This is a genomic window from Caulobacter sp. GSs2 (assembly GCF_058680895.1).
Genome location: NZ_JBZWJL010000003.1, coordinates 36,148 through 56,056 on the forward strand (window position 1 = coordinate 36,148; position 19,909 = coordinate 56,056).

Annotated in this window: 16 protein-coding genes and 3 pseudogenes; 6 read left to right on the top strand and 13 right to left on the bottom strand. The window is 64.0% G+C overall.

Translation table 11 applies throughout. The features are described from left to right. Nucleotides 1–67: 67 nt before the first annotated feature. The 3 genes from ACW17Z_RS20025 to ACW17Z_RS20035 are packed head-to-tail and all read right to left on the bottom strand — an operon-like array spanning nucleotide 68 to nucleotide 2,140. Nucleotides 68–793 carry a GIY-YIG nuclease family protein gene (locus ACW17Z_RS20025; protein ID WP_492058986.1) on the bottom strand — a complete coding sequence of 242 codons (726 nt, stop codon included), beginning with the start codon at nucleotides 791–793 and terminating at the stop codon, nucleotides 68–70. Continuing rightward, on the bottom strand, nucleotides 790–1,932 hold the full coding sequence (locus ACW17Z_RS20030) for a DNA cytosine methyltransferase (RefSeq protein ID WP_492058988.1): 1,143 nt from the start codon (nucleotides 1,930–1,932) through the stop codon (nucleotides 790–792). The genes ACW17Z_RS20025 and ACW17Z_RS20030 overlap by 4 nt, the downstream gene beginning before the upstream one ends. Next, on the bottom strand, nucleotides 1,925–2,140 hold the full coding sequence (locus tag ACW17Z_RS20035) for a hypothetical protein (RefSeq protein WP_492058990.1): 216 nt from the start codon (nucleotides 2,138–2,140) through the stop codon (nucleotides 1,925–1,927). The genes ACW17Z_RS20030 and ACW17Z_RS20035 overlap by 8 nt, the downstream gene beginning before the upstream one ends. A gap of 79 nt (nucleotides 2,141–2,219) precedes the next feature. Between ACW17Z_RS20035 and dinB the strand changes: the two are divergent. Continuing rightward, nucleotides 2,220–2,888, top strand: a pseudogene (gene dinB / locus ACW17Z_RS20040) (DNA polymerase IV); the annotation flags it as partial. A gap of 199 nt (nucleotides 2,889–3,087) precedes the next feature. On the opposite strand, the gene istB reads toward dinB, so the two are convergent. Genes istB through ACW17Z_RS20055 form a run of 3 tightly spaced genes read right to left on the bottom strand, consistent with a single transcriptional unit; the run spans nucleotide 3,088 to nucleotide 6,091 of the window. Continuing rightward, the gene (istB, locus tag ACW17Z_RS20045; protein WP_492058991.1) at nucleotides 3,088–3,816 is read right to left on the bottom strand and encodes an IS21-like element helper ATPase IstB; all 729 of its coding nucleotides are present in this window, start codon (nucleotides 3,814–3,816) and stop codon (nucleotides 3,088–3,090) included. Further along, on the bottom strand, nucleotides 3,803–5,317 hold the full coding sequence (gene istA, locus ACW17Z_RS20050; RefSeq protein WP_492058993.1) for an IS21 family transposase: 1,515 nt from the start codon (nucleotides 5,315–5,317) through the stop codon (nucleotides 3,803–3,805). The genes istB and istA overlap by 14 nt, the downstream gene beginning before the upstream one ends. Nucleotides 5,318–5,359: 42 nt before the next feature. Then, complete coding sequence (locus ACW17Z_RS20055) at nucleotides 5,360–6,091, bottom strand: IS30 family transposase (protein ID WP_492058995.1); 732 nt, start codon at nucleotides 6,089–6,091, stop codon at nucleotides 5,360–5,362. 426 nt (nucleotides 6,092–6,517) lie between these two features. On the opposite strand from ACW17Z_RS20055, the gene ACW17Z_RS20060 reads away from it, so the two are divergent. Next, a complete protein-coding gene (locus ACW17Z_RS20060) occupies nucleotides 6,518–7,732 on the top strand; it encodes a M23 family metallopeptidase (RefSeq protein ID WP_492058996.1) in 1,215 nt (404 codons plus the stop codon). A 706-nt stretch (nucleotides 7,733–8,438) separates the two neighbouring features. Here ACW17Z_RS20060 and ACW17Z_RS20065 read toward each other — a convergent pair. Together ACW17Z_RS20065 and ACW17Z_RS20070 are read right to left on the bottom strand one after the other, a co-directional pair. Then, nucleotides 8,439–9,734 (bottom strand): ISNCY family transposase, encoded by a 1,296-nt coding sequence (locus ACW17Z_RS20065; protein ID WP_492058998.1) that lies wholly within the window; start codon nucleotides 9,732–9,734, stop codon nucleotides 8,439–8,441. A 255-nt stretch (nucleotides 9,735–9,989) separates the two neighbouring features. Beyond that, complete coding sequence (locus tag ACW17Z_RS20070) at nucleotides 9,990–11,564, bottom strand: ATP-binding protein (RefSeq protein WP_492059000.1); 1,575 nt, start codon at nucleotides 11,562–11,564, stop codon at nucleotides 9,990–9,992. A gap of 186 nt (nucleotides 11,565–11,750) precedes the next feature. Between ACW17Z_RS20070 and ACW17Z_RS20075 the strand changes: the two are divergent. Then, nucleotides 11,751–12,095 (top strand): annotated as a pseudogene (locus ACW17Z_RS20075) (recombinase family protein); the annotation flags it as partial. Nucleotides 12,096–12,108: 13 nt separating this feature from the next. Then, a complete protein-coding gene (locus ACW17Z_RS20080) occupies nucleotides 12,109–12,324 on the top strand; it encodes a helix-turn-helix domain-containing protein (RefSeq protein WP_492059002.1) in 216 nt (71 codons plus the stop codon). 76 nt (nucleotides 12,325–12,400) lie between these two features. On the opposite strand, the gene ACW17Z_RS20085 is transcribed toward ACW17Z_RS20080, so the two are convergent. Further along, entirely contained in the window at nucleotides 12,401–12,667 is a 267-nt protein-coding gene (locus ACW17Z_RS20085) for an integrase core domain-containing protein (RefSeq protein ID WP_492059033.1), read from the bottom strand. Nucleotides 12,668–12,712: 45 nt separating this feature from the next. On the opposite strand from ACW17Z_RS20085, the gene ACW17Z_RS20090 reads away from it, so the two are divergent. Both ACW17Z_RS20090 and ACW17Z_RS20095 read left to right on the top strand, forming a co-directional pair. Beyond that, nucleotides 12,713–14,158, top strand: coding sequence for an IS4 family transposase (locus tag ACW17Z_RS20090; RefSeq protein ID WP_492059004.1), 1,446 nt, complete (start codon nucleotides 12,713–12,715; stop codon nucleotides 14,156–14,158). Nucleotides 14,159–14,179: 21 nt separating this feature from the next. Continuing rightward, nucleotides 14,180–14,890: pseudogene (locus ACW17Z_RS20095) on the top strand (Tn3 family transposase); the annotation flags it as partial. Here ACW17Z_RS20095 and ACW17Z_RS20100 read toward each other — a convergent pair. From ACW17Z_RS20100 to ACW17Z_RS20115, 4 genes are all read right to left on the bottom strand, one after another. Then, nucleotides 14,876–15,196, bottom strand: coding sequence for a 2Fe-2S iron-sulfur cluster-binding protein (locus tag ACW17Z_RS20100; protein WP_492059006.1), 321 nt, complete (start codon nucleotides 15,194–15,196; stop codon nucleotides 14,876–14,878). The pseudogene ACW17Z_RS20095 and the gene ACW17Z_RS20100 sit on opposite strands and share 15 nt — an antisense overlap. 139 nt (nucleotides 15,197–15,335) lie before the next feature. Next, nucleotides 15,336–16,604, bottom strand: coding sequence for a cytochrome P450 (locus ACW17Z_RS20105; RefSeq protein WP_492059008.1), 1,269 nt, complete (start codon nucleotides 16,602–16,604; stop codon nucleotides 15,336–15,338). Between the two features lie 48 nt (nucleotides 16,605–16,652). Continuing rightward, nucleotides 16,653–18,290, bottom strand: coding sequence for a flavin-containing monooxygenase (locus ACW17Z_RS20110; protein ID WP_492059009.1), 1,638 nt, complete (start codon nucleotides 18,288–18,290; stop codon nucleotides 16,653–16,655). A 4-nt stretch (nucleotides 18,291–18,294) separates the two neighbouring features. Continuing rightward, complete coding sequence (locus tag ACW17Z_RS20115; protein ID WP_492059011.1) at nucleotides 18,295–19,905, bottom strand: acyl-CoA synthetase; 1,611 nt, start codon at nucleotides 19,903–19,905, stop codon at nucleotides 18,295–18,297. Nucleotides 19,906–19,909: the final 4 nt, after the last annotated feature.

Here is a 19,909-nt window from a genome sequence, read left to right on the forward strand (position 1 = left end):
GGGATGCGCGGGCTCCCGGCAGCCTTCATTTTAGCTGGTGACAGCTAGGCGCCCTGCGCCTCGCGGTTCAGATCTCCTCGCCCTCGGCTTCGACGGGCACCGAGGCCGCCCCGCCGAGCGCTTCGTAGCGCCGGGCCGAGAGCCACTGCAGCCTCTTGGCCTGGGTCAGGAGCACGCGCCGCAGACCGCCCTGGACCTTCCGCTCGGAGATCACCTGGGCCAGACGCGACAGGATAAGCGCCCGGCGGGCGATGCGAAAGTCGGGATGCGCGCGCAGTTCATGCACCCGCTCCGAGACGATCCGGGCTCGGAAAGAGGGTGGGATCTCGACCGTCAGGGTTCCCGGGGGCGGATCCTTCTCGTTGAGGATCGCCTTGAACTGTGAGCGTTCGACGGCCCGCTCGGTGATCACGCGCTCCAGGGCGTCGAGATGTTGCCGGGCGGCCAGGTCGCTGCGGTTGGACGCCTCGAACTGGGGGAGGGGCCAGACTTCGATCTCGAAGACCTCGAAGGGGTCGAGGACCGACATGGCCACGGCGTCGGTGCGCTGGTTGGTCAGGTGGCGGCGGATGCGGGTGCGCAGCCGTTCATTGGTCTGGCCGACATAGATCGGTTCGCCGTCGTAGTCGAAGAAGGCGTAGACCCCCCAGCGATAGTTGCCGACGAAGGGTCGGGCGCCGGAAGGGTCATCGAAGGGCGTGTCGAGAAAGACCGTCAGGTTGCGGCGTAGGTCCTCGGTCTCAAATGGCGGGACGTTGACCGCATCGGGATCGCGCTGAAAGAGCTCGGTCACGCGACCGCGCGGGCCTCGAGTGGCTCCGCCAGCAAGGGTTCGAGGATGTGCTGGGCTAGGTGGCGAACCACGTCGACGACTAGGCCGTCGCCGGTGAGGTGGTAAGCCTCATTGTAGTTCTTCGGCAGCTTGTAGTCGTCGGAGAGGCCCATCAGGCGCGCGGTCTCGCGGGCGGAGATCAGACGCGAGCGGATCTTGGCGCCATCGATCACGACGATTACCTGCCGGCTGGAACCGCCCGCCGGGGTCCGCAGGCAGCCGGCGACATCGTCAAAGCGGATTTCAGCGCGCTGAACCTTGACGCCCTTCTCATTGAGCCGGGTGCGCTTGTAGACGCCACCGACCATCCGCCGCCCCGCCCGCATGGCAGCGGTGACCTTGGCCTTGTTGAGCGGGGACATCTTGGCCAGCAGTTGCTCGGTCTCAACCGGGGTGTGCCAGGCGACGCTGGTCGGCGTCTCCTCTATCACTTCGGCGAAGGTGCTGACCCGGTGGCCGGGCGTGGGCACGTTCCACCACAGGAGCTTCGAGCGCAGCGCCTTGGGGAGCGCTTCGACAGCGCGACACAGGCCGCGGGTATGGAAGGGTGCGAGGGGTTCCGGCGACAGCAGCGCCGGATCGATGGCGACGTCGGCCCGCACGCCGATGACGAACAGCCTGGGTCGCGACTGCGGCACGAAGAGATCGGCGTTGATCACCAGGGCGCCGCAGCGGTAGCCGGCGTCGGAGAAGGTCCGGCAGATGGCTTCGAAATCCTTGCCGCCATGGGAGGTGAGGGTCCCGCAGACGTTCTCCATGGCGATCAGCTTCGGAGCCCGGCGCTCCGCCTTGAGGGTCCGGACCACATCCCAGAAGGGATAGAAGGTCCCGGAGCGTTCGCCTTTGAGCCCGGCTCCGACGCCGGCGAGCGAGAGGTCCTGACAGGGGAACGAGCCCCACATCAGGTCGGCTGTGCCCGGCAGGTCGGCCGGCGTGATGGCGCGGATGTCGGCGACCTTCAGTTCCGCTGCGCCGAAGTTGGCCTGGTAGGTCAGGCCCTTCTTGAAATCGAAGTCGTTGGCGAACAGGCAGGTCCACTCGAGGCCCAGCCCTTTGCGGGCCATGCCGCCGCCGGCGAAGAACTCGTAGAAGCTACCCATGGGCGCGGCGCTCGCTTGTCTGCGATGCTGCGGCCATTGGCTCCCGCGCCAGCTTTTCCCGCACGGCCTCGGCGATCCAGGTGTTGCGCGAGACATTGCCAGGCCGCGCGGCGCAGGCGGCGTCGATCTCGGCGAAGGTCTCGGCGGCGAGCCGGAGGTTGATGCGATCCAGGCTACGGACCGTGGTCGTTTTCGAATCGGAATCCATGGAGCCACGTTGGCGCCTGCGTGGCGCCACGTCGAGCAGTGTTTCTTGTTTTGTTCTGCGGCGTGTTAGGTTGCCGCTCATGACCGGCGAGCGCGTCCGCAAGATCATTCATGTCGATATGGACGCCTTCTTTGCGGCGGTCGAACAGCGCGATGACCCGAGCCTGAAGGGCAGGCCCGTTGCGGTCGGATACCCTGAGAAGCGGGGCGTGGTGGCGGCCGCCAGCTATGAGGCGCGGCAGTTTGGGGTTCGGTCGGCGCTGCCGTCGACCACGGCGCTGCGCAAGTGCCCGGAGCTGATCTTCAGGCCGCCGCGGTTCGAGGTCTACAAGGCGGTGTCGCGCCAGATCCACGCGATCTTCGCCGACTACACGCCGCTGATTGAGCCGCTGTCGCTGGACGAAGCCTATCTCGACGTGACCGACAATCTGCGCGGCATCCCGACGGCTTCGGCGACGGCCAAGGAGGTCAGGGCCAGGATCCTGGATGAGACGGGCCTGACGGCGTCGGCGGGCATTTCCTACAACAAGTTCATCGCCAAGCTGGCGTCCGACTTCCGCAAGCCAAATGGCCAGTACGTGGTGACGCCGGAGATGGGCGAGGCGTTCGTCGAGGCGCTGCCGGTGACCAAGTTCTACGGCGTCGGCCCGGTGACGACGGCGAAGATGCACAAGCTCGGCATCCAGACTGGCGCCGACATGAAGCGGCAGTCGTTGGCGTTCCTGCAGGCCCATTTCGGCAAGTCAGGGCTGTCAAACGGCGTCCAAAACTGACCCCCTATCGGCGTCCAATATTGACCCCTCTAGCCTCTGTTCCCGGACTGGCGGCGAGGCGCGTAGCGGTCAGCTAGCGCAGCGCGTCGCCGCCTAGTGAGCCACTGATCGATGAGCTGCCCGGAGGGGGTCTGGGGGAGGTTGAACAAGTTGTGGATGACGCGGAGCGCGCCGATCAGGCGCGGTTCCTGAGCCGCCAGCTGTCGTTGCCGGTCTCGACGATGTCGCAGTGGTGGGTCAGGCGGTCGAGCAGCGCCGTGGTCATCTTGGCGTCGCCGAAGACGGTGGGCCATTCTCCGAAGGTCAGGTTGGTGGTGATGATCACCGAGGTGCGCTCGTAGAGCTTGCTGATCAGGTGGAACAGGCGCTGGCCGCCAGACTGGGCGAACGGCAGATAGCCCAGCTCGTCGAGCACCACGACGTCCAGGCGCGAGAGCTGGGCGGCCAGAGCGCCGGTCTTGCCGCGCCGGGCCTCGTCCTCCAGGCGGTTCACCAGATCGACGGTGTTGAAGTAGCGACCGCGCGCGCCGGTCCGCACCACGTTGGCCGTGATGGCGATGGCCAGGTGGGTCTTGCCGGTGCCGGTGCCGCCGACCAGCACGATGTTGCGGTGATCGGCCAGGAATGAGCCGCCGTGCAGAGCGCGGACCAAGCCTTCGTTGATCGGCGAGCCGTCGAAGGTGAAGCGCGCCAGATCCTTCATCGCCGGCAGCTTGGCGGCGGTGATCCGGTAGCGGATGGAGGCGGCCTGGCGGTGCGCGGTCTCGGCCTTGAGCAGGTCGGCCAGCATCTCCAGAGCGGTGCGATTGCGCTGCAGGCCCGTGGTCACCGCGTCGTCGAACGCGGCGGCCATGCCCTTCAAGCCCAGTTGGCCCAGGGCCTCGATCATCTCATGCCGCTGCACGGGGACCTCGCAGCAGGTCGTAGCGGGCGCAGTCAGCGATCGGCGGGTGGCGCAAGGCCAGCGCCTGGGAAGTCGTGATTGCCTCGGGCCTGGGGGGCTCGCGCCGTCGGGCCAGGATGTTGAGGATGACCTCGTCGCTGGCGACGCCGGCGTCGAGCGCTTCGCGGACTGCGTCGTCCACGGCGTCCAGGCCGTCATCGAGGACGCTGGCCAGCACCCGAACGAAGCGCCGATCGGCCTCGTCGCCCGAGCCCAGCCGCTTGCGCAGTCGGGTCAGGGCGGGCGGCAGAGGCCAGTCCTGGAACGGCGCGCCGTTGCGCAGCGCCCCAGGCTTGCGGGCCAGGACCGGCAGGTAGTGCCAGGGGTCATAGACGGTGTGGTCGCGGCCAAAGCCGCGGGGATGATCGGCCACCACCTCGCCGTCGCACAGGACCACGACCCGGTCGGCATAGGCGCGGATCTGCACCGCGCGCCGCGCCGCCTTGGCCGCCACCGAGTAGCGGTTGCGGTCGAAGTTGATCAGGCAGGTGGCCTGGGCGACGGCCTCGATCTGGTGGAAGCCGTCGAAGGGACCCACGAACGGCGCCAGGAACGGCCGCTCGGCCTCGAACACCTCCTGGACCGTGCGGTCGCGATACTCGGGGTGACGGTCGTTGCGCGCCCGGCGCTCGCACTCGGCCTCTAGCCAGCCGTTGAGCTCTTCCAGGGTCCTGAACCGAGGACGCGGCTTGAAGATGTTGTCACGGGCGTAGCCGACCTGGTTCTCCACCTGGCCCTTCTCCCAGCCCGAGGCCGGGGTGCAGGCCACCGGCTCGATCAGGTAGTGCGAGCACATCTGCTCGAAGCGCCGGTTGAAGCGCCGGGTCTTGCCGGCGAACACCGCCTCCACGGCGGTCTTCATGTTGTCGTAGATGCCCCGCCGGGTGACGCCGCCGAACAGTGCGAAGGCCCGGGCATGGGCGTCGAACACCATCTCCTGGGTCTCGCGCGGATAGACCCGGATGTAGAAGCGGCGGCTGTGGCTGAGCCGCAGGTGGGCCACCTTCACCGTCAGCGGCGTGCCGCCGATCTCCACCTGGTCGTGGCTCCAGTCGAACTGGTAGGCGTCGCCCGGCGCGAAGCTCAGGGGCACGAAGGCCTCGACCGGCGAGCTGACGCCCCGGCGCTGATCGGCCCAGCGACCCGCGTAGCGCCGAACCGCATCGTAGCCGCCGTCATAGCCCTCACGGCTCAGAAGGTCGGCGATCCGCGTCAGGGTCAGCCGGTCCTTGCGCGGGCCGGACGCGTTGGCCTCCAGCATGCCCTCCAGGCGCTCGATGAAGGTCCCCAACTTCGGATGCGGCTGCTCGCGCCGCTCGTACTCCAGCGAGGTCTCTCCCGACCTCAGAACCTTGCGCACCGTGTTGCGCGCCAGGCCCATCTCTCGCGCGATCGTCTTCACGCCCTTGCCCCGCGCGAAGTGCTCGCGCCGGATCTTCGCCACCGTCTCCAATACCAACATCCCCGTCTCGATCCGCAGCTCCACAAGCCGCCGATCTGGCCATCAAAGCCTCAAGGATGGGGGGTCATTTTTGGACGCCGATATCCCCGAGAAGGGGGTCACTTTTGCAAGCCGAAACACAATGATAGGCTTCGAATGGCGGCTCGGCTGGACGCGGAGTACAGCGAACCGCGTCTGGCGCTCGACAAGTGCAAGGACGTTGCGCTGCCCATGGGCGCGCTGGAACATCACCAGATCGCACTCCCAATGGCCAAAGGAAGTCCGCTCCCCAATTTCGGCCGGGCGCTTGGCCCAGGTGTGCTGAGCGGGAATGAATAGGCCACGAGGACGGCGGGCGTAGCGTTTGCGGCGCTTTCGCCGCCGTGTGGGCAACAGCCTGCAGAGCTCGTAGCTACGGTCGCTGTAGATGAACTGATAGATCGTCTCGTGGCACAGGCGGCGCTGGCCGTTGGAGTCACGTTCCAGGCGACCAGCAATCTGCTCAGGCGACCAGGCGTCCTTCAGCCGGTCGACGACGTAGCCGGCTAAAGCCGCGTCCATGTGAAGCTTGCTGTGCCGCGTGCGACGCCTATCAGCGGCGGCATTAGCACTTTCAGGGAAATAGCCGCATAGCCAACGGCCATCGTCAAACCAGTTGCGCCTGATCTCGCGATGAATCGTCGAGCGATGCCGTCCAAGTCGCCTAGCTATCTCAGGCACGGAAACCTTGGCCTGCTGTAACTGAAAGATCAGTCGGCGATCAGGCAGAGTTAGGTGATCGTAGCGGTTCCCCACGGGCTTGTTCCTTCTGAAGCCAACCCTCTGAAAACCATGAGATGTTGCACTTCAAAATAGAATCCACCCGGCTACATCCATTGTCTACGCCGGTTAGAGATGTCGCGGAGTCTGCCAGTTAGAAATGTCACCCCGCACTGTGTTTGGAGTCGGGCGGCGGGCGGGCGCGGAGCTCTCACACCGCGCAGAGCCCGGCCGGCGACCGTGGCAAGGGCAGGGGTGTTCGCCTCTCTTGGCCTCACCGAGCGCGCCGCAGGCGGGCGAGGCTCTGACGGGTTTGCGCGCCACGAGCGGACGTTCGAAACTTCTCAGAAGGGTGGGAAGCGGACATAGATACGGCTACTAGCCGCACTTGGACGTTCGTCGGGTGGGCATGCCGGGCAATGCGCCCGCCTCAGGCCCTGAGGTGCCAAGGGGGAGTAGCTGGTGAAGCACAATGTCGCGCGAACTGGAGCAGCACTCCTTTTCTTTTTGGCGAGCACACCGGCTGTTGCAGACGGGCCCACAGCCCTGCCGCTTCCTGGCGGATGCGTGGTCGCCGCCTACGACGGAGGTTTGACCTCCAAGGGCGCGTTGGAGAATCCGTCTTTTCCTCCTGTGCAGCTAGAGATACGCACGCCCTTTGAGCCGATCATCTTCCCCGCTGGCGGCTACAACTATCTGCTCTATGAGTTGCACATTCAGAATTTCACGGAAGCGCCGCTCGCCCTGAGCGGCATTGAGGTGCTTGATGCGGACAAACCCGAAGGCTCGCCGATCGCTTTGCTGACGGGCCCGCAGCTATTCGAAAAGTTGCTTCCGATCGGCGCTGATGCGCTCGATGGCGAACACCCCCTAGAGGCTGGCCGACTGACTGTCGCATTCCTCTGCTTTGCGTTCGATAGTCGCAGCGCGCTTCCGGAAAGGCTCAGCCATCGAGTTCTTCTCGCCGATTCCGTGGCTGAAGGGCCGACCTTCGGAACGCGCACCAGAGAACCGAGGGTACTCGCCCCTCCTGTTTCGGGACCAAACTGGCGGGCGGTAAGCGGGCTGAGTAGCGGTTCCCATCACCGCTCGGGTCTTTTCGTTGCCGGGGGACTCGCCCAGATTTCCCGTAGATACGCTGTGGACTGGAAACGGATGGAACACGACGCCTACTTCTCTGGCGACGCGCGCGACGTCCGATCTTACCACACCTACGGCGCAGAGGTGTTTGCCGTAGCGGATGCGACAGTAGTCGTGGCCACGGATGGGTTTCCAGACAACATACCTCGCACCGCCGCAGGGTTTGAAACAGCCGTGCCGATGACCATGGAGTCGGTCGCCGGCAACTCGATCGTGCTCGATCTGGGTGATGGCCAGTTCGCTTATTACGCGCATCTGAAACCGGGCAGCCTGCGCGTCAAACCAGGCGACCGTGTGCGGCGGGGGGACATGCTGGCATCAATCGGTAATTCGGGAGACGCGCGAGAGCCGCATCTGCATTTTCAGGTGGCTACAGGTGCGGAAATCCTCGCCAGTGAAGGCCTTCCTTACGTCATCGACCGCTTCCGTATCACAACGGGCGACGGAAGTTCACAAGATCGGATTTTAGAGTTCCCGCTGGGAGGAGCCCTGATCGAGTTTGGGGTCGAGAATGTGTCCGACCGGGACCCCGGCTGATCAACGCGCTAATGCCAACACCAAACGCTGGGATCAGTTTCACAACGAACGGTCGCATTTCTTCAGAAAGCGCCGCAGTGTGACTGGTGGCTACGCAGGACCGCCCACAAGGGAATTTTACGGCCAACTGAAAGTCCGTCCGGAGTTTTCACACGGCCTCGGTCGGGAACGGAAATCAGATCACCGCCAGAAACCGGACGTTGGACCCTTGGCCCGCAAGCTGACGTTCCCAACTTCGGCAAGGGGTGGAAACCAGACGTCAACATCACGTCGCTAAAGTTGCTTCATGCCCGTCGAGCGATCATCCCTATTCCAGCTTCCGAGCGGTGGAACGGCAACATGGGCAGCGTTGGCTTGGCTATTCGCATCCGTGCTGACCTGGTACTGGCTATGGAGTGTCGCGTCCCCCAAAGCGTCAGCCAAAGCATTATTGCTAAGCTGCCTGCTTTTCGTTGCTGTGGCGGGTTCGTTTGTTCTCCAGAACATGACGTTGGCAGGCCAATGGACAAGGTGGGGTCTGTTAGTTGGCTATGGGATTACAATTCGTCTCGTCAGTGGCGGGGCAAGTGAGATCGCATCCAGACGCCGAATGCGCTCCATAGATGAACGACGTTAGGCTGGCCTTTCCGCATGATTGACGGATCGCGCTAACGCCCGCTTAGGGTCGGGTGCAAAAATTAGCTTCGGGCCAGAAAGGCGACATTGATCAGCCGACGTTGAACATGTGACCGGTCTGGTCGCGCCGTTTGGGCCCGCGCTTGCTGCGCTGCTCGGGGGGCTGGGCAGCCTGGTAGAGTTTGATCATCTCCAGCAGCGGCCCCAGGCGCTTATTCTCGACAACGGCGGCCTGGTTGACCTTCCGGATCTTGTCGAAGGTCCGGTAGGGGAGGGTCTGGCCTTTGTAGCTGATGACCAGGCGGCCATCGGGGTAGTCGGCCACAGTGACCCGCTTGCCGATCGCGGCCTGGGCCTCCTCGGTCGGATCCAGGATGAACAGCACCTTGTCGTATTGCAGGGTCAGGGCCTGGGACAGTGTCCGCTCCACCTGCCAGCTAAACGCGTCGTCGAGCCGATCACGCGGCGACATCAGCCGATGGAGATCCTTGTCGTTGGCCGGCGGCTTGGCGAAGCGGGCATTGAAGTCGGCCAGGAAGCTAGGAAGAAAGGCGTTGCCTTCGTCCATGGTGCTTACGCCAGCCAGGCGCATCTCCTTGACTAGTCGGTCCTGCAGCGTCTTGTTGGCCCGCTCGACGCGGCCCTTGGCCTGGCTGGAGTTGGCGCAGATGATCTCGATGTTCAACGCGTGTAACGCTCGGCCAAACTGGGTCATGCCGTCACCGCTGACGCCAGCCTTGCTGACCCGAAACACCGAGTGCTTGTCGCTGTAGAACGCGACCGGCTTGCCGTGCTCCTCCAGGTAGCCCTGGGTGGCGGCGAAGTACGAGAACGTAGACTCGGTGTCGACAAACCGTAGGTGCATCAGCCGGCTGGTGGCGTCATCGATATAGACCAGTAGCGAGCACATTGGGCCGCGGTCCTCAAACCAGCGGTGCTCACTGCCGTCGATCTGGACCAGCTCGCCGACGCAGTCACGCCGATAGCGCGGTTGATAGACCTTGGCTTGGCGCTTCTTGCGGTCACGCCAGAGGCCGTCAGCGATCATCCAGGCACGAAGCGTCTCCCTGGAAACCGTCAGGTCGTGCAACTCGCGAAGCTTCTCCGCCGCCAGCGTGGGTCCGAAATCGGCGTAGCGGCCTCTGACGATCGCCATGATCGTCTGCCGCATATCCGTCGGTAGTTTGCGGTTGCTCGGCCGACCGCGTTTCTTGGAAATCAGGCCGTCAACGCCGTTGGCTCGGTAGGCCTTCAGCAGCCGCCAAACCTGTCGCTCGCCAAGCCCGAGGATCGTAGCCGCGGCGCCTGCCGGCATCCGCCCATGATCCACATCACGCAAAATCTCAAACTTGCTCAGCTCTGCATCGCTCATGATTCGCACCGGCATCTAGGTCATCTCCCATGGACCAACGCACGGTCGGAGAGACTGACATGTCTAACTTGCTAGGCACTGACATTTGCACTTTGCGCCTACATCCATTTTGCGCCTAATGTATCTTATCGGAAATCAATGACTTAGAAGTCTTATGCGGTAAGGCGTTTCCCGATCTGTCGTGGATCGACATTATCGGAAATTAAGTTCCGACAGTCCGAACCGGCGCGGTGGCGATCGGCGGTGACGGTCGGTTTCGAAATCGCGGATTCAGGCCCGCAGGTCTTGCGGCGCGGGCTCGGCGGCGCGATCCGCCGCCGCCCAGCGGCCAATCACGGCCAGCATCTCGCGGGGGTTGATCGGCTTGGCCAGGTGCGTGTTCATGCCGGCGCGATGGTAGTCGGCCACCTGGGCTGGCAGCACATTCGCGGTGAGTGCGATGATCGGCAGGGTGGCGAACTCGCCGCCCAGGCTTCGGATGATCTGGGTCGCCTGGACACCGCCCATTACCGGCATATGCACGTCCATGAGCACCAGGTCATAGGCGCAGACCTGCACCGCCTCGACCGCCTCGGCGCCGTTCGAGACGATGTCGACCTCGACGCCGACCGAGCGGAGAATCGTGGAGACCAGCTCCTGGTTCGCCTCGGTGTCTTCCACCAGCAGCAGGCGCACCGCGCCCGCGTCGATGGCAAGGTCCTCGGCGCCCGGCTGTTCGACATGGGCGGCCGGCGCCAGGGCGACCGAGAACCAAAACGTCGAGCCCGATCCAACCCGGCTCTCGACCCCGATCTCTCCGCCCATCAGCTCCACCATCCGGCGACAGATGGCCAAGCCCAGGCCGGTGCCGCCAAACTCTCGCGAGACCGATCCGTCGGCCTGCACGAAGCGTTGGAACACCTGGTCCAGGGCGGCGTCCGGAATGCCGATACCGGTGTCGGAAATGGCGAACCGGACTTGGGGCGGGCCGCCGGCCCCTACGTCCTCGCTAACCCGGATCGTCACCCCGCCATGATTGGTGAACTTCACGGCGTTGCAGATCAGGTTGAGCAGGATCTGCCGCAACCGCCCGGTGTCGCCCCTCAGCCCATCACAAAGCCCGTCATCCACGAAAATCGCCAGGCCGACACCCTTGCGCTCTGCCTGATCCGCCAGAAGGGCCACGGTGTCTTCGACTAGCTTGCGCAGACCGAATGGCTCGCTCTCCAGCTCGACGGCGCCCTCTTCCAGCTTGGAAAAGTCCAGGACGTCGTTGACGATCGAATGCAGCGCCTTGCTGGCGTCCTCGATGCGGGCCAGCCAGTGGCGTTCCTGAGGAGCTAGCGACCCCTCCCGGGCGAGCAGTTCTGCAAACCCGATGATCGCCGTCAGCGGCGTGCGCAGCTCGTGGCTCATGTTGGCTAGAAACTCGGATTTCGACCGCGCGCCGGCCTCCGCGCGGTCCTTGGCGGCGATCAAATCGCGCTCGATCAGGTCGCGCTCGGTGATGTCGTTGACGATCCAGATTTCGCCTAAACTGTCGTTACAGGCGCGGAACTCGATGCGGCGCACCTCGCCGTCCCTGCGGCGGATCGAGCCCTCGACCGTCGCCGGAAAACCCTGCGCCCGTTGGTCAAGATAGTGAGCGATCAGCTTGCCGGAGGTGTCGCCGTAGAGTTTCTCGAACCAGGCTTCCAGCGTCGGCAGTTCGGCGCGGGCATACCCTGTGACCTCTTCCATCGCCGCATTCATCGACAGGACGCCGGCCCGCACGTGGACGGCTCCGGCTGGCAGCAACTCGATGATCCGCGCCAGGCGCTCAGCGACCTCGGCGACCGGCTCCGCAGCTTCCCGTGTTCGCGTCATGGCCTATCCACCCCGTCCGCAACTCAATGCTTTGCGCCGACCCAAGTAGAGTAACGATGAAATCTTAAGGGCGCATGGAGAGCGATAGCAGCGGCGCGCGCTCGGGAAAAAGGTCTACCTTTCTCCCCCCCCTCCCCCGGCCCAAGCAAATCAGCTACTTGGACGGGGCGAAAGGTGGTGGAAGAAATGCGCTACGGCTACGCGCGAGTTTCGAGCGAGGAACAAAACCTCGCCCGCCAACGGTCACAGCTTTCCGCGGCCGGCTGCGATCAGCTCGTTGAGGAGGTCCAAAGCGGGGTGAAGGCGCGCCATCGGCTCGATCGGTTGCTGGCGGGACTGGACGCTGGCGACGAGCTGGTGGTGACAGAGCTGGACCGGCTGGGCCGCAGCACCGGCGAGGCGGTCTTGCTCATGGACGACCTGATCCGGCGCGGGGTGGTCCTGCGGGTGCTTGCCCTCCCCTCCCTCGACATCACCACCAATGACGGCCGGCTGATCGCCGACATCCTGGCCAGCCTCGCCGCGCACGAGCGCCGACGGACCCGTGAGCGCCAGCGCCAGGGGATTGTCGCGGCCAAGGCCGCCGGCCGCCGGCCGCCATCTCGGTCGGCCGCCAAAGCTGAATGGCCAGCAGATCGCCGAGGCGCGCGCCAGACTCGCTGGCGACGAGGCGGTGCGCGTGGTCGCGCGCGCCTATGGGGTGACGCCCAAGACGCTCAGGGCGCCGCTGGCGCGCCGCGCCGGTGAGATGGCGGTGTAAGAACGGTCAAGCCGCTTGCTTACGCGGCGCGGCTTTCTTCAGGAGCGAAGGCTTGCACGGTGCAAGATCGGGGGCGCTAGCTGTCGTTTCCAAGAAGGTTGTTCACACGCTGCCATGGTGTGAGGCCGGCGATGCCGGAGTGGGGTCTGTTGAGATTGTAGGTCTTGGTCCAGGTCTCGATGGCCTGGGTTCGCTCGACTGAGGATCGGTAGGGCCTGGCGTAGGCCCATTCCCTGAGGCTGGTCTGGATGAAGCGTACCCATCCGGTGGGCCTTTCAATTACCCATAAGTCTCTGACTCTTTTGGATAATGGCGCGGGAAAATCTTGAATCGATTGAATCAGTTATGATTCTGTATCAGGCAGCTGATTCGGTTGAAGCGGTGCAAGATGGCGGTTCGAGACGGAGATGCGGTCGATCGATCGGCGCATTGGAGCGACCGAGAGGTCGACCAGGGGGCGTTCAAGGACGCCCGGCTTGGCCGCCGGTTCGCGGATATCTTGAAGCAGCTCGGCGACGGAATGGGCGGGTCCATTCCCTTCGCGTGCCAGGACTGGGCGAACACCAAGGCGGCCTACAGGTTCTTCTCGAACGCGAAAGTGGAGGAAGGCGATATCCTGAGCGGCCACTTCGCGGCAACGCGCACGCGGTTTGACGCCTGTGATGGCCCCATTCTGCTGCTGCAGGACACGACGGAGTTCACCTATCAGCGGCGGCATCCCCGCGACGTCGGATTCACCAAGAGCGTCAACAGCGGTCGCGACAAGGAAGGGTGTCTGCGCCACCACGCCGTCTGCGGAATCCTGATGCATTCCAGCCTGGCGGTCACCGTGGAGGGGCTTCCCCTCGGGCTTACGGCAGTGAAATTCTGGAACCGCGACAAGTTCAGAGGAACCGCCGCGCTCAAGCGCAAGATCAACCCGACGCGCGTGCCGATCGAGCAGAAGGAGAGCGTTCGATGGTTGGAAAATCTCCGCCAATCGATCGACCGCCTGGGCCGGCCTGACCGGTGTATTCACGTGGGCGACCGCGAGAGCGATATCTTCGAGCTCTACTGCCTCGCCAAGGAGTTGGGCACACACTTCGTGGTCCGCACCTGCGTCGACCGCCTGGCTGGTGACGGAAGCCATACGATTTCGGCCGAAATGAGTGGTGTCCACGCCGCGGGCCAGCACATCATCGAAGTGCGCGACGACGCCGGCGAGGTCGTCAAAGTGGCCTTGGACGTCCGCTTCAAACGGATCAGAGTCTTGCCGCCGATCGGAAAGCAGAAGCGCTATCCGCCCTTGGACCTCACGGTCATTCATGCTGTCGAGCCGAACGCCCCCAGGGGTAGAAAGCGCATCGAATGGAAGTTGCTCACCGACCTTCCGGTCGCAAGCTGCGCTGAGGCCGTCGAGAAGATCCAATGGTACGCGATGCGTTGGAAGATCGAGGTCTTCCATAAAATCCTGAAATCCGGCTGCCGAGCGGAGGATGCAAAATTGCGCACCGCCGATCGCCTGGCAAACCTGGTCTCGGTTTTCTGCATCATCAGCTGGCGGGTGTTGTGGCTGACGATGCTCGCCCGAACTTCGCCTGAAGCGCCGCCCACCGTGGCGCTGACCGACGCGGAGATCGTACTTCTCGACCGCCTCGTCGGCGACGCCGGCAACCGCAAGACCCCGCCTGGCACGCTGATCTTCTATCTGACAAAGCTCGCCCGCCTTGGCGGATACCTTGCAAGAGCCGCGGACCCTCCACCGGGCAATACGGTCGTCTGGCGCGGCCTCACCCGCCTCACCGACATCAAACTCGGCGCCGAGATCGCGGGGGATCAGAATGTGGGTAATTGAAAGCTACGCCGGATGGCTACGTATGGACTTCTGCCCAAGATCCGCATCATCGACCTTCTCACCGAGGTCGCCGCTTGGACCGGCTTCAGCGACTGCTTCACCCATCTACGATCCGGCCTTCCGTTTGAGGACAACCGGGTGATCCTGACCACTGTGTTGGCGGACGCCACCAATCTCGGCCTGACCGGCATGGCCGAGGCCTGCTCCGTCGCAACCTATAAGCAGCTAGTCTGGACCGCCGGCTGGCATCTGCGGGAAGAAACCTACGGCCGCGCCCTGGCGCGGATCGTGGCGGCACAACAGGCCAATCCGCTCGCCGCCGCGTTCGGCGAGGCCTCCACCTCAAGCTCGGACGGCCAGCATTTTCCCCTGGGCGGGCGGGGTGAATCTACAGGCGCTGTCAACCCGCACAAGGGCAGCTCACCGGCGATCAGCTTCTATACGCACATCTCTGGCCGCTACGCGCCCTACCATAGCAAGCCGATCTCGGTCGCCGATGGCGAAGCGCTCCACGTCCTGGACGGTCTGCTCTACCGCGGCGCCGATCTGAACGCCGCCGCCCAGTGGCCAGCGCTGGAGCCTTTCATCGCGGGCCGGATCGACGAGGCGCTGATCCGAACCCATTGGGACGACATCCTCCGATTGGCGACATCGGTCAGGACCAGCGCCGTGCCGGCGTCACTGATGTTACGCGGACTGGGTTCCTACCCGAGGAGGCTAATGCTGACTCTGTGGCATCCGTACGACTAACCCGTCGAGTTCGTCTGTGACCTTGATTTGGCAGGCGAGTCGACTGTTCTCAGCCACACCTTCCGCGAATTCGAGCATGGACACCTCCATGGGCGTTTTGGGGCCGGTCTTGCTTGTCCACTCTGCGTCCACGTAGACGTGACATGTGGCGCAGGCACTGGCGCCGCCGCAGTCGGCGTCGATGCCCGGAATGCTGTTCTTCACGGCGCCTTCCATGACCGACAGCCCAGGCTTCACGTCAACGACGTGCTCGGCTCCGTCATGCTCACAATAGGTGATTTTGGCCACTTACTTTTCTCCAGCCGCTGTTTCGCAGCGAAAATACTTTTGGGACGGCGTCCTGCGACGCCGCCCAGAACGTGGAATTCTGTGCGACCTCGATCTTACGGCGCACGGTTGGCGGTCTGCTTGGCGTTGAAGGTGGGCTTCAGGAACGCGCGGGGATCATGACCGGCATGGACGAATAACCCCGGATCAAGACCGACGGCACGCGCTTAGGCTCTTCAAGCACCCTGATTTCGGGAAAGCGCGGCAGGATTTCCTCCCAGAGAATCCGCAACTGCAGTTCGGCCAGCCGGTTGCCCACGCATCGGTGAATACCAAAACCGAAGGACAGGTGGTTGCGCGGCCGTTCCCGGTCGATGATGTAGGCTTCGGGATTTTCGATCGCCTCCTCGTCCCGGTTGCCCGAGGCGTACCAGATCAGCACCTTGTCGCCTTTCCTGATGAGCTTGCCGCCAAGCTCGAAATCCTGAGTGGCGGTGCGCCGCATGTTCGAGAGCGGGGTCTGCCAGCGAATGGTCTCGGAGACCATGGAGGGGATCAGGCTGGGATTCTCGCGTAGCTTTCGCAGCTGATCGGGGTTCTGATTCATCGCCAGGATCGAGCCCGTCATCGTATTGCGGGTGGTGTCATTGCCGCCGATGATCAGCAGGAGCAGATTCCCGAGGTACTCCATCCGGTCCATGTTCCGTGTGGCCTCGCCGTGCGCCAGCATGGAGATCAGATCGCCCTTAGGTGGGGCGTTGACCCGCTCATTCCAGAGCCGCGTGAAGTAGTCCACGCAGCCGAACAGCTCCGTCCTGCGCTCGGTCTCGAAATCCTCCGTGACGAACAGGTCAGATTCAGCTCCCGCAGTGGCGATGTCCGACCAGCGGGTCAGCTTGCGCCGTTCATCCCAGGGGAAGTCGAACAGGGTGGCCAGCATCTGGGTAGTGAGTTCGATGGAGACCCGATCGACCCAGTCGAAGGGCTCGCCGATCGGAAGTTCGTCCAGGGTCTTGGTGATGCGGCTGCGGATCAACGGCTCCATCAGGTGGAGGTTGGCCGGCGAGACAATCGGGCTGACGGTTTTGCGCTGTACGTCGTGTTTGGGCGGATCCATCGCGATGAACATCGGAAGCGTAAAGTCTTCTTTCGGATCGAAGATCGTGATCGATGGCTCCGACGAGAACACCTCGTGATTGATGTCGACGGCCATTATGTCGGCATACTTTGTAATGGACCAGAAGGCGCCGTCCGGGTGGTGATGCGCCGGGTGTAGATGAACCGGGTCCTCCTTGCGCAACCTCTCCAAGTATGGCCACACCGTATCGGTGCGCCAGAGCTCGGTGTCGGCGAGGTTGATGTCTTCCAACGGCATTGCGTAGGCCTTTGCGCGGGCCTCGGCTCTCAGATCGATCGCGCCGTCGCTCATTAGATTCTCCATCTCTTGCTTATCCCGTCAATCAAGACGACGGGCACCTCAGGTCCCTAGGACAAACCCCTCATAGCCCTTGTCGGCGCTTGCCTGACACATCTGCAGGTACAGTGGAACGCCGCCGGGATAATTCAATAATTCCCGTGGCTTACCCGGGATATTAGCGCCCATGTACCAGGAGTCAGCCAGGGGAAAGAGCGTCATGGCGCCAACTGCCTCGACATGGTCCTTCCAGGTCTGTTCGGCGGCGGTGGTCGCCTCGAACCGGCTAACGCCCGCGTCGCGCATGCGTCCCAGGAATTCGACCACCCAGTCGCCCTGCAGTTCGGCGCAGGTCGGGCCATTGCAGAACCCCGAGGGGCTCTGCGGCCCGTAGAGAAACAGCAGGTTGGGAAAGCCAGCGCTGGCCATGCCCAGGTGAGTTCGCGCGCCCTTGGCCCACTTCTCCTTGAGCGTAAGCCCCTCGACGCCACGGATGTCGATTTGCGTCAGGCCGCCGGTGACCGCATCGAAGCCCGTGGCCAGGACAAGGATGTCGAGTTCACAATCCCCTTCCGCGGTCCTCACGCCCCTTGGGGTGATCTCCAGGATCGGGGTGGCCTTCAGATTCACCAGGCGCACGTTGTCCTGGTTGAACACGTCGTAATAGGTCTGCTCCAGGGACGGGCGCTTGACGCCGAAGGGGTGCGGCGGCTCCTTTGGGGCCAACTGCTCCGCGAGCTTTGGATCCCGGATGCGCGCCTGGACCTTCTCTCGCCAGAAGTCATAGGCGGTGCGATTGGCCTGCAGGTTCGTCATCACGTCATAAAAGGTCGAGGCCCAGAAGCTGAATCCGCCCGCCGCCCAGCTCGCCTCATAGATGGCTGCGCGCTCCTCCGGAGAGACCTCAAGCGCGGACTTGCCGCTGGCGTGGAAATCGAAGCCGCCGAAGCTCTCGCGCCGGCGCGCGAACCGCGCGGGGTAATCCCTCTTCATGTCGCGCTGGGTTGCCTCGTCCAGGCTGCACTGTTGCATGGCCAGGGCAAGGATCGGCGTACGCTGAAAGACGGTCAGCTGAGCGGCCACGCGTGCGGCCTCCTGCACGACCTGCACGCCGCTGGCGCCGGTGCCGATCACGCCGACGCGCTTGTCCGTCATGTCGAGGCCGTCCTGCGGCCACCACGCGGTGTGATGTTTGACGCCTTCGAACCGCTCCAGCCCCGCGATGTCCGGAACATAGGGCTTGGCGGCGAATCCCGTGCAGAGCACCAGGAATCTTGCGCGCACGGCTCCGCCGTCCAGGATGCTGACCACCCACTGGTTGCGGTCGCGGTCGAACTCGGCGCCTTCGACTCGGGTGTTGAATCGGATGTCGCGGCTCAGATCGAGCTTCTGATCGACGTAGTGGAAATAGCGACGCAGCTCGTCCCAGGCTGGGAATCGCTCGGTCCAGGTCCAGTCGCGCCAGAGATCCTCGCTGGAAAACTCGTACATTGGGACGTGGGTGTCCACACGCGCGCCGGGGTAGCAGTTCCAGTACCAGATGCCACCTAGGTCGGCGCCGGCCTCAAGCAGCCGCACCGAGAACCCCAGTTGGCGAAGGCGGTGAAGTTGGTAGAGGCCGGTGAAGCCAGCCCCGACCACAACGACATCGATCTCTTCGACGGTATGAATCTCGGGCGAAACAGCGGGTTGGGTCTTCATAATTTCAGGCCAGTCCCAAATCTCGTCGCGCGAACTCGGCGACCGTCTTGTAGTCCGCCTTGCCGTTTGAAGCCCGCAATGGGACCTGGGCCAGTAGGATACGCTTGGGGGTCTTGTAGCCAGCCAGGCTGGCGCGTACGTGCCGGCGTACATCATCCTCGTCGAACGTGACGCCGCTCGCCAGCACCACCACGCCGGTGACGGCCTGGCCCCACTTGTCATCGGGCACACCGACCACGAGCGCGTCCTCGATGACCGGGTGGGTCTTCAGCGCCTCCTCGACCTCCTCGGGATAGACCTTCTCGCCGGCGGTGTTGATGCAGGCGCTTCCCCGTCCCAGCAGCGTCATGGCACCATCGGCCTCGACAGTGCACCAGTCTCCCGGGATCGAGTACCGTTGGCCCGCGATGGTGCGAAAGGTCTTGGCGGTCTTTCCCGGATCCTTGTAGTAGCCCAGAGGAATCGGGCCGCCGATGGCGATGATCCCGGCCTTGCCGCTGCCGGGCTCCACAAGGCTCTCGTCCTCGTCGAAAACCTTGCACCGGGGACCGATCTGGAACGTCGCGGTCCTGACCTCACCGTCCTTGGTCATGGCCGAGGAGCCGAAGCCGAGCGCCTCTGAAGCGCCGAAGGAATCCATCAGCACGACCTGCGGAATATGGCGCAACAGACCCGCCTTGACCTCGCGGCTCCACATCACGCCGGAGGAGACCACGGAGATTAGGCTCGATGTGTCGTGGCGCCCAGGCTGCTCGTCCAGCGCTTTGAGCATCGGCTTGGCGAAGGCGTCGCCCACCAGGGCGATGGATTGCACCCGGTGGCGCGCGACGACCGACCAGAGTTCGTCGGCGTCAAACGACGGGTTCTGAAGGGTGACCACGCAACCGCCGTTCATCATACATCCGATCGCAGTGATGAGACCGGTTCCATGCATCATCGGGCAGGCCGGGAGGGTTCGGCTTCCGGGCCCCGAGGCGCGAATCAAGGCCAGATGCGCGTCCAGGGTTTCCGGCACCGGCCCGAGCCGGCGCAAGCCGTCGAGCTGGGCCTCCCGCAGGTCGTCATGGCGCCACATGACGCCCTTGGGCATGCCGGTGGTGCCGCCGGTGTAGATGAACAGCAGATCGTCCGGCGAACGTGCGATCTCCAGCGGCGCGCCATCGCCGGCCGTGGCAAGGCGGTCATAGGATTCCGCGAAGGGCGCCCGGGCGCCGTCCTCGTCGATCTCGATGAAGGTCGCGACCTTCGACAGTCGGCCCTTCAGTTTGAGGATCGTGTCGCGGAACTCAGATCCGTAGATCACCGTCTGGGCGTCTGAGTCGTCGAAGATGTAAAACACCTCGTCGGGCTTGTAGCGATAGTTGACGTTTGCGTGGGTCAGCCGCCCTTTGAAGCAGGCGGCAAGAGCCTCGCCATACTCCGGGCGGTTGCGCATATAGAACGCCACCTTGTCGCCGGCCTTCGCGCCGCGAGCCAGGATTGCGCGCGCCAAGTTATTCGACCGACGCGACGTCTCCCCCCAGGTGATCGTTCGATCCCCATGAATGAAGGCCGGCGCGTCCGCCGGGAGGGCCTGCGGAAGCGCGTCGAGGATATCGCCGAAATTCCAGGTCATGGGC

Coding starts and splice junctions, on each gene's coding strand:
- ACW17Z_RS20030 (WP_492058988.1), bottom strand. CDS start 1,932: ATGGGTAGCTTCTACGAGTTCTTCGCCGGCGGCGGCATGGCCCGCAAA.
- ACW17Z_RS20035 (WP_492058990.1), bottom strand. CDS start 2,140: ATGGATTCCGATTCGAAAACGACCACGGTCCGTAGCCTGGATCGCATC.
- istA (WP_492058993.1), bottom strand. CDS start 5,317: ATGTTGGTATTGGAGACGGTGGCGAAGATCCGGCGCGAGCACTTCGCG.
- ACW17Z_RS20065 (WP_492058998.1), bottom strand. CDS start 9,734: ATGCCGGTGCGAATCATGAGCGATGCAGAGCTGAGCAAGTTTGAGATT.
- ACW17Z_RS20070 (WP_492059000.1), bottom strand. CDS start 11,564: ATGACGCGAACACGGGAAGCTGCGGAGCCGGTCGCCGAGGTCGCTGAG.
- ACW17Z_RS20090 (WP_492059004.1), top strand. CDS start 12,713: ATGGCGGTTCGAGACGGAGATGCGGTCGATCGATCGGCGCATTGGAGC.
- ACW17Z_RS20105 (WP_492059008.1), bottom strand. CDS start 16,604: ATGAGCGACGGCGCGATCGATCTGAGAGCCGAGGCCCGCGCAAAGGCC.
- ACW17Z_RS20110 (WP_492059009.1), bottom strand. CDS start 18,290: ATGAAGACCCAACCCGCTGTTTCGCCCGAGATTCATACCGTCGAAGAG.
- ACW17Z_RS20115 (WP_492059011.1), bottom strand. CDS start 19,905: ATGACCTGGAATTTCGGCGATATCCTCGACGCGCTTCCGCAGGCCCTC.